Origin of the sequence: Streptomyces thermovulgaris, from assembly GCF_002155915.1 — a bacterium.
Taxonomy (GTDB): domain Bacteria; phylum Actinomycetota; class Actinomycetes; order Streptomycetales; family Streptomycetaceae; genus Streptomyces; species Streptomyces thermovulgaris.
Window position 1 is genome coordinate 1 of sequence record NZ_MUME01000149.1, and the last position, 14,543, is coordinate 14,543.

Below are 14,543 nucleotides of genomic sequence, written 5' to 3' on the forward strand. Positions count from 1 at the left end.
GGCTCCGGCTCCCGCGCCGGCCCCAGCGCCAGCCCCGGCTCCGGCTCCGGCTCCGCAGCAGGCCGCTCCGGCCCCGGCTCCGGCTCCCGCGCCGGCTCCGGCCGCTCCCGCGGCTCCCGCGGCTCCCGCCGCCGTCCAGCCGACCGACGAGGGCGCGTACGTGACCCCGCTGGTGCGCAAGCTCGCCGCCGAGCACGGCGTCGACCTGTCCACCGTCAAGGGCACGGGCGTCGGCGGCCGTATCCGCAAGCAGGACGTGCTCGCCGCCGCCGAGGCCGCGAAGGCCGCTGCCGCCCCGGCTCCCGCCGCCGCTCCCGCGGCGCGGAAGAAGGCCCCCGTCCTGGAGGCCTCCCCGCTGCGCGGCCAGACCGTGAAGATGCCGCGGATCCGCAAGGTCATCGGCGACAACATGGTCAAGGCCCTGCACGAGCAGGCCCAGCTGTCCTCGGTCGTCGAGGTCGACGTCACCCGCCTGATGACGCTGCGCGCGCGGGCCAAGGACGCCTTCCAGGCGCGTGAGGGCGTCAAGCTCTCCCCGATGCCGTTCTTCGTCAAGGCCGCGGCCCAGGCGCTGAAGGCCCACCCGGTCATCAACGCCAGGATCAACGAGGCCGAGGGGACCATCACCTACTTCGACACCGAGAACATCGGTATCGCGGTGGACTCCGAGAAGGGCCTGATGACCCCGGTCATCAAGAACGCCGGCGACCTCAACATCGCCGGCATCGCCAAGGCCACGGCCGAGCTGGCGGGCAAGGTCCGCAGCAACAAGATCACGCCGGACGAGCTGGCCGGCGCGACCTTCACCATCTCCAACACCGGTTCGCGCGGCGCGCTGTTCGACACGATCATCGTGCCGCCGGGCCAGGTCGCGATCCTCGGCATCGGCGCCACCGTCAAGCGCCCGGCCGTGATCGAGACCGAGGAGGGCACGGTCATCGGCATCCGCGACATGGTGTACCTGACCCTCTCCTACGACCACCGCCTGGTGGACGGCGCCGACGCGGCCCGCTACCTGACGGCGGTCAAGGCGATCCTGGAGGCGGGCGAGTTCGAGGTCGAGCTCGGACTCTGACCCCGGCGGCCCTTCGGGACCGGGGATCCCACGACGTCGGACCCGGCCCCGAGCAGGCCGGAAAACAGCACGGCGCCCCCGTCCGGAGCACTCCGGGCGGGGGCGCCGCTTTGCCCGTTCTGGGGGCTACCGGCGTGTAAGCCTCGTCTCACCTGCGTGAAAGCGCCCCTGTGCGCCCTTCATCAAAGCGCCGTCCGCCGTATTGTCTAAGCGTCAACGCCCCCGGGGACCCGCCGGTCCCCCGCTAAGGAGCCCTTCATGACCGCGCCCCTTGTCCACTCGCTGCGCGAGCAGATCCGCGAGCACATCGTGGAGGGCATCGTCAGCGGCCGATGGAAGCCGGGCGAGCGGATCGTGGAGCGGCGGATCGCGACCGAGCTCGAGGTCAGCCAGACCCCGGTGCGGGAGGCGCTGCGCGAGCTGGAGTCGCTGCGGCTGATCGAGTCGGTGCCCAACAAGGGCGTGCGGGTGCGGAACCTGACCGCCGCCGACCTGGAGGAGAGCTACCCGGTCCGGGCCGGTCTGGAGGCCATCGCGGCGGAGCTGGCGGCCGAACGGCTGGGCGAGGACTGCTCGGTGCTGGAACCGCACGTGGCCGCGCTGTACGAGGCCGACCGCAAGTCCGACGGCACCGCCCAGGTGCGGCACACGGTGGCCTTCCACCGCGAGATGGTCCGCGCGGCCGGCAACTCGGTGCTGCTGCACACCTGGGAGAGCCTGGGTATCGAGGTCTTCACCGCGCTGTCGATCCGCTGGCTGGGCACGGTCCAGCAGTCGTACGCGGAGGAGCACGAGGAGCTGATGGAGGCCTTCCGCCGGCGCGATCCGCGGATCGCCGAACTGGTCAAGGCCCACGTCCTCGGATGCGCCCCACGCGCCTGATACGGGGACACTTCCCCCTCTCCCTGGGAAAACCAGACGAAACCGCGGCACCGGGTGCCGGATTCCAAGGCACCGCGTGCCGACTTTCTGGAAATCCAAGGGTTTTGATCGACAAACCTTTGATCGATCATCGATCAGGGGGTTACAGTCACGGTTGGGCTTCCACCAGAGCCTCGCGCCCTGTCCTGCCAAAGACCTAGGGCACCCCCCGAACCCTTCGCTGAGGGAACCCCCTTCGACTGAGGAAGGCGGCGACATGACCGACCCCAACGCCATCCGGCCGAGCGAGCTCGACCAGCTCCCGGACCGCGACCCCGAGGAGACCGCCGAGTGGCAGGCCTCTCTGGATGCCGTCGCCAAGGCGGCCGGGCCGCACCGTGCCGCGTATCTGATGCGCCGCACGCTGGAGCGTGCCGAAGGCATCGGCGTCGCCCTGCCCAAACTCCTCGAGACGGACCACGTCAACTCCATCCCGACCGCCGCCGAGCCGGCCGTCCCCGGTGACGAGGCCCTGGAGGCCCGTATCACCGCGTGGAACCGGTGGAACGCGGCGGCGATGGTGACCCGTGCCAGCAAGTACGGCGTCGGCGGCCACATCGCCACCTTCGCCTCCGCCGCATGGCTGTACGAGGTCGGTTTCAACCACTTCTTCCGCGGCAAGGAGGGCGACGGCTCCGGCGACCAGCTCTTCATCCAGGGCCACGCCTCCCCGGGCATCTACGCCCGCGCCTTCCTCGACGGCCGGCTGACCGAGCAGCACCTGGACAACTTCCGCCAGGAGGTCGGCGGCAACGGACTGCCCTCCTACCCGCACCCGCGCCGGCTGCCCTGGCTGTGGGAGTTCCCGACGGTGTCGATGGGCCTCGGCCCGATCTCCGCCATCTACCAGGCCCGGTTCAACCGCTACCTCACCAGCCGGGGCATCAAGGACGTCTCCGGCTCCCACGTCTGGGCGTTCCTCGGCGACGGCGAGATGGACGAGCCCGAGTCGACGACCGCGCTCACCCTCGCCGCCCGCGAGAAGCTGGACAACCTCACCTTCGTCGTCAACTGCAACCTGCAGCGCCTGGACGGCCCGGTCCGCGCCAACTTCAAGATCGTGCAGGAGCTGGAGGCCCTGTTCCGCGGCGCCGGCTGGAACGTGATCAAGACGCTGTGGGGCTCGGCCTGGGACGAGCTGTTCCGCCTCGACACCACCGGCGCGCTGGCCCGCCGGCTGCGCGAGGTGCCGGACGCACAGCTGCAGACGTACCAGACCCGCGACGCCGCCTACATCCGCCAGCACTTCTTCGGGGCCGACCCGGCGCTCGCGGAGATGGCGAAGCTGCTCAGCGACGACCAGATCATCGAGTGCTTCCACTTCTCCCGCGGCGGCCATGAGCCCCGCAAGATCTACGCCGCCTACCGGGCCGCCCTCGAGCACAAGGGCGCCCCGACGGTGATCCTGGCCCAGACGGTCAAGGGCCACACCCTCGGTGCGGGCTTCGCGTCGAAGAACGCCAACCACCAGATGAAGAAGCTGTCGGTGGACGAGTTCAAGGCGCTGCGCGACCTTCTCGAGCTGCCCATCCCCGACAGCGCCTTCGCCGACGGCCAGGTCCCCTACGGCCACCCCGGCGCCGACTCCCCCGAGGTGCGCTACCTCCAGGAGCGCCGCGCGGCCCTCGGCGGCCCGGCCCCGGCCCGCCGTGTCCACCCGGTCCCCGCGCTGCCCGCGCCCGCCGAGAAGGCCTTCACCGCCTTCGACAAGGGCTCCGGCTCGCAGAAGGTGGCCACCACCATGGCGTTCGTCCGCCTGGTCAAGGAGCTGGTCCGCGACCGGGAGACGGGCCGGCGCTGGGTGCCGATCGTCCCGGACGAGGCGCGCACCTTCGGCATGGAGTCGCTGTTCCCCTCGATCGGCATCTACTCGCCCATGGGCCAGACGTACGAGCCGGTCGACCGCGACCAGCTGATGTACTACAAGGAGGCCAAGAACGGTCAGATCCTCAACGAGGGGATCACCGAGGCCGGATCGATGGCCGACTTCATCGCCGCCGCCACCTCGTACGCGACGCACGGCGAGCCGATGATCCCGTTCTACATCTTCTACTCGATGTTCGGCTGGCAGCGCACCGCCGACCAGATGTGGCAGCTCGGCGACCAGCTCGGCCGCGGCTTCCTGGTCGGTGCCACGGCGGGCCGCACGACGCTGACGGGCGAGGGCCTGCAGCACGCCGACGGCCACTCCCCGCTCATCGCGGCGACCAACCCGGCGGCGCTGACGTACGACCCGGCGTTCGCCTACGAGATCCCGGTCATCGTCAAGGAGGGCCTGCGCCGGATGTACGGCGAGGCGGCGCCCGGCGAGGACCAGAACGTCTTCTACTACCTGACCGTCTACAACGAGCCGCTGCCGCAGCCGGCGAAGCCGTCCGTCCCGGGCATCGACGAGGGCATCGTCAAGGGCCTGTACCGCTTCAACACGGCGGAGTCGGCGGGGCTCTCCGTCCCGGCCAACGCCCCGCGGATCCAGCTGCTCGGCTCCGGCACGGCGATCCACTGGGCGCTGGAGGCCCAGCGGCTGCTCGCCGAGGAGTGGGGCGTGGCCGCCGACGTGTGGTCGGCGACCTCCTGGGGCGAGCTGCGCCGGGACGCCATGGAGGCCGACGCGGCGCTGCTGCGCGGCGAGGAGCGGGTGCCGTACATCCGCCGGGCGCTGCAGGGCGTCGAGGGACCGGTGCTCGCGGTCTCCGACTACATGCGCCAGGTCCCGGACCAGATCGCGCAGTGGGTCGAGCAGGACTACACCTCGCTGGGCACCGACGGCTTCGGTCTGTCGGACACCCGTGAGGCCGCCCGCCGCCACTACGGCGTCGACGCCCAGTCGATCGTCGCCGCCGCCCTGGCCCAGCTGGCCCGCCGCGGCGAGGTGAAGGCCACGACGGTCAAGGAGGCCCGGGAGAAGTACGGCCTGTGAGGACCGGCGGCCCTGCCGCAGAGGCGAGGCCGCGAGGAGAACACGAAAGAACCGCGGGGGAAGGGGCACGGCGACCGCCGTGCCCCTTTCCGATCGGAATCCCTTCGCTGTCGGCGGCCCTCGGCATGATGGCCGTATGCGTGCCGCCCGTCTGATCAAAATGGTGCTGCTGCTCCAGTCGCGTCCCTCGATGACCGCCGCCGAGCTCGCCCGGGAGCTGGAGGTGTCGGAGCGGACCGTCGCGCGGGACGCGCAGGCGCTGTCGGAGGCGGGCGTGCCGGTGTACGCCGACCGGGGCCGGGCCGGGGGCTACCGGCTGGTCGGCGGCTATCGCACCCGGCTGACCGGGCTCGCCCGCAGCGAGGCCGAGGCGCTGTTCCTGAGCGGTGTGCCGGAGGCGCTGAGGGAGATGGGGCTCGAGGACGCCGCGTCGGCCGCCCGGCTGAAGGTGTCCGCGGCCCTGCTGCCGTCCCTGCGCGACGCCCCCCGTACGGCGGCGCAGCGCTTCCACCTGGACGCGCCCGACTGGTTCCGGGAGCCGAAGACGCCCGAGCTGCTGCCGGCGGTCGCGGAGGCGGTGTGGGACGACCGGCGGATCAGCGCGCGGTACCGGCGCGGCGAGGAGGAGGTCGTCCGGGAGCTGGAGCCGTACGGGCTGGTGCTCAAGGCGGGCCTGTGGTACCTGTGCGCGCGGGTCGCCGGGCCCGGCTCCTTCCGGGTGTACCGCCTCGACCGGTTCACCGCGGTGGAGGCGACCGGGGAGCGGTTCGAGCGGGACGCCGGCTTCGACCTGCCCGGCTTCTGGGAGGAGCGGGCGGAGCAGTTCGCACGGTCGATCCTGCGGGCCGAGGTGGTGGTGCGGCTGTCCGAGAAGGGCATGCGGCGCCTGGTGCACGCGGTGGGCCCGGTGCCGGCCCGGGAGGCCCGGGCGACGGCCGGTGCCCCCGACGAGCACGGATGGGTGACGGTCACCCTGCCGGTGGAGTCCGAGGAGGTCGCCTACGACCAGCTCACGGCGCTCGGTCCGGAGGCCGAGGTGCTGGCCCCGGGGACGCTGCGGGAGCGTTTCGCGCAGGACGCGGCCCGGCTGGGCGCGCTGTACCGGTCCTAGCGGGTGTTTTCGTCCCCGCGGAGCCGGGAACCCGCGGCAGTGCCTGCCCGGGGGCGTCCTGCGACCACCGACCGGGGAATGCCGCACGGCGGGCGGGACGCGACGGCGGGGACCGGCGCCGGCGCGCTCCGCGTGCATCGCCGGTGTGAGGATCGGTGCGGGGACCGTGATGGACGAGACGGAGTTCTGGGAGCTGATCGACGGCAGCCGGGAGACCGCCGGAGGCGATCCGGAGGAACAGGCCGGTCTGCTCGTCGAGCGGCTGCTGGACCACGACCCCGAGACGGTCCTGGACTTCGCCCGTCACTTCGAGTCCCGCTACAACCGCGCCTACCGCTGGGACCTGTGGGGCGCCGCCTGGGTGCTGCTGAACGGGGCCAGCGACGACGCCTTCGACTTCTTCCGGTGCTGGCTGATCGGCCAGGGCCGGGAGGTCTTCGAGGGCGCTCTGCACGACCCGGACTCGCTCGCCGATCTGCTGGGCGACTTCGACGAGGAGCTCGACGGCGACGGCGAGGACCTCGGCTACGCGGCCGACGAGGCCTATGAGCAGCTCACCGGCACGGTCGCCCCCGACCTGGGCATCGCGCCGGCCCCCGCCGAACCGGAGGGCACCCCGCTCGACCTCGAGAACGACCGGGTCCTCGCCCGGCACTACCCCCGGCTGTGGGACCGCTTCCGAGCCTAGGGCCCGTTCTTCGGATCCCGCCGCGGTCGCGGGGCCCGGGCCGCGCCGGCTGTCCGTGCCCGCCCGTGCCCGTCAGGGCGTGCGTCCGCGCCCGGCGGACCCGCCCCGGGTGAGGCGCGGTGCCGCATTCGCCCGGTCGAGGGCGGAGGCGGTGACGTCGGGAGGGCTGAGGAGGACCGTGGCGACCGTGCACGCCACCGTCCAGGGACCGCGCACGGCCGCCGCCCATCCCGGCGCCGCCTTCCCCGGCGCCCTCCGCCCGGCTGCCGCCGGCTCCGCCGCCGTGCGCTCCCGGCTCGCCCCTCCGGGGGCGCCGCCGGAGCTCATCCCGCTCTCCGCGGCCGGACCGCCGTCCCCCGGGTCACCGGCGGGCAGGGCGTCGGGGCCGTTCTGGGACAGCCGGTCCCGGAGCCGTTCCCGCGGCCCGCCGGGGCCGGAAGCGGGGCCGTGGCACCCGTCAGGCGGCACAGCGGCGCCCCCGGGAGGGAGCGCGGCCGGCCCGTACGCCGGTCCCGGGCGCGCTCGGTTCTTCGCACACCACACATGGACATCACTGTCGGTCCGTTCCGCCCCGCCCGCGATGTGCGCTGTGCCACCTGGTGGAACCATCGTCCTGATCCGGAACGTTTCTGGGGATACACGTACACGTGACCGGTTTCCCGGGTCCACGTGTACGTGGCTGTTCACCGGGCCCGTCCGGCGCGCACGTGAGGATCCGAGAGAAAGGCGGCGCGAGTGGACCTGCTGGACCTGCTGTTGGTGCTGGTGATCCTCGTCTACGCCGTGTCCGGCTACCGGCGGGGCCTGGTGGCCGGATGCGTCTCGCTGGCCGGTTTCGTCGGCGGTGCGGCCGTCGGCGTGTGGATCCTGCCGTGGGTGATGGACCTCGTCACGCGCGGGACGACGACGGCGACGGTCACCGCCGTGCTCACGGTGCTGGTGCCGGCCGTGGTGGGCCACGAGCTGGCGGGCCGTCTGGCGCTGCGGCTGCGGCGCGAGCTGGACCACGGCCCGCTGCGCATGGCCGACGGCATCGGCGGGGCCGTCGCCAACTCGGTCGCGGTGCTGATCGTCGCCTGGGTGGCCGCGAGCGTCCTGGTCGTCTCCTCCTCCCCGGTGGTGACCTCGGCGATACGTGACTCGAAGCTGCTGGGCACCGTGCAGAACGCGATGCCGGACACCACCCCGGCCTGGTTCGCGCGCGCCACCTCCGCACTGACCGAGGCGGGCTTCCCGCAGGTCTTCAACCCGTTCGAGAACGAGCCCACGGCGGGCGTGGCCAGACCCTCCGACGACAGCGTGACGGAGAGAGCGGCGATCGCCGCCCGGCTGAGCACGGTCAAGGTCGAGGGCTTCTCGGGCAACCAGGGCCGCGAGGGCAGCGGCTTCGTGTTCGCCCCTCAGCGCGTGATGACCAACGCGCACGTGGTGGCCGGCATCGACCACCCGACCGTGCAGGTCGGCGGCGTCGGGCGGTCGTACGAGGCGCGCGTGGTGCTGTTCGACCCGGACCGGGACGTGGCCGTGCTGTACGTCCCCGGGCTGCGCGCCCCAGCCCTGGAGTTCGACGACACCGCCCTGCGCGGGGAGACGGCGGTGGTCGCCGGCTATCCGCAGGACGGCAGCCTGGACCTGCAGGCGGCGACGGTCGCCAACCGGATCCGGGCGACGGGACGGAACATCTACAACGACGCCACGGTCACCCGGGAGATCTACGCCATCCGCTCCACCGTCCGCCCGGGCAACTCCGGCGGCCCGCTGCTCACCGCGGACGGGCGGGTCTTCGGGATGGTCTTCGCCCGGTCCACCTCCGACAGCGAGACCGGCTACGCGCTGACGGCGGCCGAGCTCGTCCCGGACGCGCGGCGGGCGGCGTACGCGACCACTCCGGTGGACACGGGCCGGCTGGTCACCTCATGAGGCGTCCGGCTCACACGAAGCGGCCCATGAACACGTCGTCGACATAGGCGCCGTCCAGGTGGAACTCCTCCGGCAGGACCCCCTCCACCACGAAGCCCTCGGACTCGTACAGCTTGCGGGCCGGGGTGTTGTGCCCGAGCACCCGCAGGGTGAGCCGGCGGGCGCCCCGCCGGCGGGCCTCCTCGACGGCGGCGCGCAGCAGAGCGCGGCCCACTCCCCTGCCCCGGGCCTCCTCGGCCACGGCGAGCCCGCGGATCATCCACACATGCGCGTTCGACGCGAGCCCGGAGGCGCGGCCGAGCCGGAGAAAGCCGACGAGACGGCCGTCGAGCTCGGCGACGAGGTGGTCCTTCGGCCCGTGCCGCTCGTTGAAGAAGGGTTCGTACGGCGGCTGGGGGCGCGGCTGCACGGAGTGCAGGGTGGACCAGGTCTCGCGGTCGAGTCGGGCGAGGGCGTCCTCGTCGTCGAATGCGGCGTGACGTATGAGCGGAACCGGCATGGGGCCACCCTATGCGCGGACCGGGCGTCGTCCAGCGGATTTCCGGACGGTCGCCCGGCAGGATGGTGTCCATGGAGCGGAGGCGAATCGCGGTGGCCGGCGCGTCCGGTCTGATCGGCAGTGCGCTGGTGCGGTCCCTGCGGGCGGACGGGCACGAGGTGGTGCGCCTGGTGCGCCGTGCGCCGCGCGGCGCGGACGAGGTCCGCTGGGACCCGGCCGGGCGGTCGGTGGACCTGGCCGGGCTCGCCGGGTGCGACGCGGTGGTCAATCTGGCGGGCGCGGGGGTGGGCGACCGCCGCTGGACCCGGGCGTACAAGCAGGAGATCCGGGACAGCCGGGTGCTGGGCACGGCGACGCTCGCCGAGGCCGTCGCCTCCCTGGACGCGCGGCCGCGGGTGTTCGTCAGCGGCAGCGCGATCGGTTTCTACGGCGACACCGGGGACCGGGCCGTCGACGAGGACGCGCCGCCCGGGGAGGGTTTTCTGCCACGGCTGTGCGTGGAGTGGGAGCGGGCCGCCGCCCCCGCGCGGGAGGCGGGGGTGCGGACGGTGTTCGCGCGCACCGGGCTGGTGGTGGCCCGCGAGGGCGGGGCGTGGGGGCGGTTGTTCCCGCTGTTCAGGGCCGGGCTCGGCGGACGGCTCGGGGACGGGCGGCAGTACTGGTCGTTCATCGCCCTGCACGACGAGGTGGCCGCGCTGCGCCATCTCATCGACACCGAGAGCCTGTCCGGGCCGGTCAATCTCACCGCGCCAAAGCCGCTGACGAACCGTGAGATCACCGCGGCGATGGGCCGGGTGCTGCGCCGTCCGACGCTGCTGCCGGTGCCGGCGCCGGTGCTGCGCGGGGTGCTCGGGGAGATGGCGGGGGACGTGCTGGGCAGCGCTCGGGTGGTGCCCAGGCGGCTGCTGGAGTCGGGCTTCTCGTTCGCCTTTCCCGGCATCGAGGACGCCGTACGGGCGGCCCTGTGACGCCCGGGGTGCCCGTGGCGGCGGTGACCGGGGCCGTCCCGGCGGTGACGGGCCGTTGCGAGACCCCTGGGACCGCGTGCGACCGTCGTGCGACCGTGCTCTGCCCGTGTGCGACCGTTCCCGACCGGCCAGGGGCCTAAGGACGGCGTGAACTCGGGTATTCCTCAAGCCGGTTGAGGGCATCACTGCCCCACCTGCCGCGCAACCTCGAGGAGGGGCACGTGCTTGAGCCCGCGTATGAGGCGGACGTCGTCGTCGTGGGAGCCGGGGTCGCCGGGCTCTCGGCCGCGCACCGGCTGGTCCGTGCAGGAGTGACCACCGTGGTTCTGGAGGCCGCCCCCTGGGTGGGCGGCCGCATGTCGACGGAGAAGGTCGACGGGTTCCGGCTCGACCGGATCGGACAGCTGCTGTCCACGCCGTATCCCCACCCGGCCCTGGGCCCGGGGCTCGACGCGCTCGTGCTGCGCCCCTTCGCACCGGGGGTCCTGCTGCACAGCGACGGACGGCACCATCGCGCAAGCGTCCCGGCGCACGGGGGGAGCACAAGGGGCGCACTGCACGCCGTGCGTGCCCTGACGAGCGCCCCACGGTCGGCCGGCGCGCGACCCCGTACGCACACGGGCGAGGGGCCGGGCGCCACCGCGCCGTCCCCGGACGCCCCGCCCTCCGGACGGCTCGTCCGCGGCACGCCTCTGCGGCTGCGCTCCACGCTGGCCCGGATCGCCGCCACGCCCGTCGACCGCCTGCTGTCCCGCCCCGAGCTGCCCGCCCGGGAGGCGCTGGCGTCCCGGGGCCTGCCCGCCCGCACGGTCGACGGCTTCCTGCGTCCGCTGCTGGCCGCCCTGCTGTGCGACCCGGATCTCACCACGTCCAGCCGGTGCGCGGACCTCGCCCTGCACTCCTTCGTGTCCGGCCGGCTGTGCCTGCCGGAGGGCGGTGCGGAGGCCCTGCCGGAACTGCTCGCGCGCACCCTGCCGCCGGGCACCGTGCACACCGGCGTCCGGGTCACCTCGGTGTCCACCACCGCGGTGACCACCGCCGAGCACGGCCGGATCCGCTGTCGTGCCGTCCTGCTCGCCACCGACGCACGCGCCGCCGCCGAGTTGCTGCCCGGACTGCGCGTGCCGGACTTCCACCCGGTGACGGTGGTCCACCACACCACGGACGAGCCTCCGGAGACGGGCGGACATCTGCTGCTCGACGCGGACCGGGGCGGCCCGGTCGCCCACACGGCGGTGATCAGCCGCATCGACCCCACCCGTGCCCCCGCCGGCCGCGTCCTGGTGTCGTCGACGGTCCTGGGGACGCCCCCGCCCGACGTCGACGCCGCCGTGCGCCGCCATCTGGCCCGTCTCTACGGCACCTCCACCGCCCGCTGGGAGACCCTGGCCGTCCACCACACCCCCGAGGCCGTCCCGGCGATGCGCCCTCCGCACGACCCGCACCGCCCGGTGCGTCTGCTGGCGGGCCTGTACGTCTGCGGCGACCACCGGGACACCAGCACCGTCCAGGGTGCCCTGCGTTCGGCCCGCCGGGCCTGTGCGGCCCTTCTGAACGACCTGCGGGCCGACCGTCCGCTGCACACGGCGGACCCGCGTCCGACGTCCCCGCGCCCCGCGGCGGCCTGACCCCCACGGGCCGCCGCGGGGCCCGGCCGGCGGGACATGCCGCACCGGCGGTCCCCCACAGGGGTGCCGTGGGCTCCTCCCGCAGGTTTCCGCAGGCCGCGGGGCACGGCTCACCGGATCCGGCCCGGTCCGCACGGCACCCCCGGGTCAGCCCAGGGCGGCGACCTTGTCGCGGTAGGTGCGGACCGGAGCGGCGTCCTTGTACGGCTCCAGCCGGCGTTCGAAGTCCTTGACGTACTCCAGGGCCCGCGCCGAGCGCATGTCCGCCGCCTGGGCCGCCGCCTCGGCGCCCAGGCGGCAGGCCTGGTCCAGGTCGCCGAGGCCGAGGCGGGCGGTCGCGAGGACCACCCGGCAGAACAGGCGGCTGCGGGCGTGCGCCGGGGAGCGCAGCTGGAGCGAGCGCTCGGCGTGCTGGGCGGCGGCGCGGTACTGCTGCAGATCCCGGTGGCAGTGCGCGAACTCGTCGGCCAGCTCCGCCTCGTCGAAGGACCGTGCCCAGAACGGCACCTCGTCCCCGGGACGCGCGGCCTCCAGGCAGCGCTCGGCCCGCGCCAGGGCCGCGGTGCAGGCGCGCACCTCGCCGAGCACGCCGTGCCCGCGCGCCTCGGCGGCGTGCATCAGCGCCTGCACGACGGCCGGGGCCGCGCTGCCGAGCCCCTGCTGGGCCACGCGCACGAGCTGCACCGCCTCCCGTCCGTGCCCCAGGTAGGCGGCCTGCCGGCTCATGGTGACGAGGACGTAGGCGCCGTAGGCCCGGTCCCCCGCGGCCTGGGACAGCCGCAGGGCCTGGACGAAGTAGCGCTGGGCGAGCCCGTGCGCGGCGATGTCGTACGAGGTCCAGCCCACGAGCCGGGTCAGATCGGCGGCCGCCGCGAACAGCCGGCGCCCGGTCTGCTCCCCGTAGACGCCGCGCAGCATCGGCTCGCACTCGTGCTCCAGGTAGCGCACCAGCGCCTGGCGGGCGTGGCCGCCGCCGTACCTGTCGTCCAGGGTGCGGAACAGCTCGCTGACCGAGCGCAGCGCCGCGATGTCCCCGGCGGTGACCTTCTGGCCCGGCTCGCGCTCGGCCCGGTTCGGCACGCCCCGGCCGCGCTGCCGGGGCACCCCGGCCGGCGCCTGGTCGGAGCCCTGCGCCGCTCCGCCGGAGGAGCGGCCCTGGGCGGGGACCCTGGCCCCGGGCGCCTCGAGCCGGGCCACCCGTTCGTCGGCCCGTCCGATCAGCCAGTCCCGGCTGGGCACGACCAGCCCCGCCGGGGTGAAGGCGATCCTGCGCAGCTCGGCGTGGTTGCCGGAGTCCTTGCGCCACAGCCCGCCGACGATGTCCACGGCCTCCTCCGGCGTGGCGGCGTACTCCAGCCCCGCGTACACCGGCGCGCAGGCGTCCAGCCCCAGGTCCTGGGCGGTCAGCCGGCGGCCCAGGCGCCGGGTGAAGACCTCCGCGATGAGGGCGGGAGTGGTGCCCCGCGGCTGCTGGCCGCGCAGCCAGCGGGTGACCGACGTCTTGTCGTATCTCAGGTCGAGCCCGTGCTCGAGGCCGAGCTGGTCCACGCGGCGGGCCAGACCCGCGTTGGAGAATCCCGCTTCTGCGATGAGCGCGGCGAGCTGGCGGTTGGGAGTGCGCGGCGCGGGTCGTTGCGTCATCTGCGGTGCGGTCTCCTGACTTTCAGGTGTCCACGCGGTCGCGTGGATGCCCGGATTGCCTGTGAGCAGCCTTGACGGCCTCATGAACGGCGCGAATGTAGCGGAGAGTGAGCAGCCGACTGCGCCCTTTCGCCAGCATTCATCCGATCGTGTGAGGATTTGCTGTGCGACTGACGCCCGGCGAACGGACGTACAGTGGCGTGGGCGCGCTGCGTGCCCCTTGACCTTCCGAGGGAGGCATCTGCCGTGAGAGAGCTGCGGTTCGTCCGCATGGGATTCGGTGCCGAGGCCGTGGACTACCAGGTGGCCTGGGACGAGCAGCGCCGGGTGCACGCCGCCCGGTTCGCGGACGAGATACCCGACACCGTGCTGCTCCTGGAACACCCGCCGGTCTACACGGCCGGCCGGCGCACCGCGGACAGCGAGCGCCCGCTCGACGGCACTCCCGTGATCGACGTGGACCGCGGCGGCAAGATCACCTGGCACGGCCCCGGCCAGCTGGTCGGCTACCCGATCCAGAAGCTGCCCCGCCCGGTGGACGTGGTGGCCCATGTGCGGCGCCTGGAGGAGGCCCTGATCCGCACCTGCGCGGACTTCGGCCTCGAGACCACCCGGGTCGAGGGACGCAGCGGGGTGTGGGTCCTCGGCGACCCGGTCGAGCAGCGGCCGTCGCTGGGCGGGCTGTCCCTGGACTTCGATCCCCGGCTGACCGACGAGGAGTTCGACCCGCGGCTCAGCGGCCCGGAGTACGCCCCCTCCAACGCCGGCCAGCGGCGCGAGGACCGCAAGATCGCCGCGATCGGCATCCGGGTCGCCAAGGGCGTCACGATGCACGGCTTCGCCCTGAACGTGAACCCCGACAACAAGTGGTTCGACAAGATCATCCCCTGCGGGATCCGCGACGCGGGGGTCACCTCGCTGGCGAACGAGCTGGGCCGGGACGTGACGGTCGAGGAGGTCCTGCCGGTCGTCGAACGGCATCTGCGCGACGTGCTGGGCAACGCCGACCTGAAGCCGCGGCAGATCGAGAGGACGCCGGCCTGAAGCGCCCCGCCCGGCGCACGGGGGGGGCGGCCCGAGGACCGCTCGGGACGCACGCGTGAGCCGCTGCGGAACCGTCCGGGCCGGGCCCGCCGCGGCGCCGCCGGGGGCCGGCCCGGACGGTTCCGCAG

Annotated in this window: 11 protein-coding genes; 9 read left to right on the forward strand and 2 right to left on the reverse strand. The window is 73.8% G+C overall.

Going from position 1 to position 14,543, the window contains the following annotated elements; genetic code table 11:
* From sucB to CCN35_RS13815, 6 genes are all read left to right on the forward strand, one after another.
* Nucleotides 1-1,075: 2-oxoglutarate dehydrogenase, E2 component, dihydrolipoamide succinyltransferase (gene sucB / locus CCN35_RS13785; RefSeq protein ID WP_107501050.1), on the forward strand; the 1,075-nt coding region annotated here is incomplete at its 5' end.
* Between the two features lie 258 nt (nucleotides 1,076-1,333).
* Nucleotides 1,334-1,957, forward strand: a complete 624-nt coding sequence (locus tag CCN35_RS13790) for a GntR family transcriptional regulator (RefSeq protein ID WP_067391809.1) — start codon at nucleotides 1,334-1,336, stop codon at nucleotides 1,955-1,957.
* 256 nt (nucleotides 1,958-2,213) lie between these two features.
* Complete coding sequence (gene aceE, locus CCN35_RS13795) at nucleotides 2,214-4,916, forward strand: pyruvate dehydrogenase (acetyl-transferring), homodimeric type (RefSeq protein ID WP_067391812.1); 2,703 nt, start codon at nucleotides 2,214-2,216, stop codon at nucleotides 4,914-4,916.
* A 136-nt stretch (nucleotides 4,917-5,052) separates the two neighbouring features.
* Nucleotides 5,053-6,027, forward strand: coding sequence for a helix-turn-helix transcriptional regulator (locus CCN35_RS13800; protein ID WP_067391814.1), 975 nt, complete (start codon nucleotides 5,053-5,055; stop codon nucleotides 6,025-6,027).
* A gap of 169 nt (nucleotides 6,028-6,196) precedes the next feature.
* The gene (locus tag CCN35_RS13805) at nucleotides 6,197-6,715 is read left to right on the forward strand and encodes a DUF4240 domain-containing protein (protein WP_067391817.1); all 519 of its coding nucleotides are present in this window, start codon (nucleotides 6,197-6,199) and stop codon (nucleotides 6,713-6,715) included.
* A 735-nt stretch (nucleotides 6,716-7,450) separates the two neighbouring features.
* Entirely contained in the window at nucleotides 7,451-8,635 is a 1,185-nt protein-coding gene (locus CCN35_RS13815) for a MarP family serine protease (RefSeq protein ID WP_086792852.1), read from the forward strand.
* Between the two features lie 10 nt (nucleotides 8,636-8,645).
* Here CCN35_RS13815 and CCN35_RS13820 read toward each other — a convergent pair whose 3' ends face one another.
* Entirely contained in the window at nucleotides 8,646-9,134 is a 489-nt protein-coding gene (locus CCN35_RS13820; RefSeq protein ID WP_067391826.1) for a GNAT family N-acetyltransferase, read from the reverse strand.
* A 71-nt stretch (nucleotides 9,135-9,205) separates the two neighbouring features.
* Between CCN35_RS13820 and CCN35_RS13825 the strand changes: the two genes are divergently transcribed.
* Nucleotides 9,206-10,102 (forward strand): TIGR01777 family oxidoreductase, encoded by an 897-nt coding sequence (locus tag CCN35_RS13825; protein WP_067391829.1) that lies wholly within the window; start codon nucleotides 9,206-9,208, stop codon nucleotides 10,100-10,102.
* A 221-nt stretch (nucleotides 10,103-10,323) separates the two neighbouring features.
* Nucleotides 10,324-11,730 carry an NAD(P)/FAD-dependent oxidoreductase gene (locus CCN35_RS13830; protein WP_067391832.1) on the forward strand — a complete coding sequence of 469 codons (1,407 nt, stop codon included), beginning with the start codon at nucleotides 10,324-10,326 and terminating at the stop codon, nucleotides 11,728-11,730.
* Nucleotides 11,731-11,877: 147 nt separating this feature from the next.
* Here the strand turns inward: CCN35_RS13830 and CCN35_RS13835 are convergent, their stop codons facing one another.
* Nucleotides 11,878-13,371 (reverse strand): NsdA family TPR-like regulatory protein, encoded by a 1,494-nt coding sequence (locus CCN35_RS13835; RefSeq protein ID WP_067391835.1) that lies wholly within the window; start codon nucleotides 13,369-13,371, stop codon nucleotides 11,878-11,880.
* 246 nt (nucleotides 13,372-13,617) lie between these two features.
* Here CCN35_RS13835 and lipB point away from each other — a divergent pair, with 246 nt between their 5' ends.
* Entirely contained in the window at nucleotides 13,618-14,415 is a 798-nt protein-coding gene (gene lipB / locus CCN35_RS13840) for a lipoyl(octanoyl) transferase LipB (RefSeq protein WP_067391838.1), read from the forward strand.
* The last annotated feature ends 128 nt before the right edge of the window (nucleotides 14,416-14,543 follow it).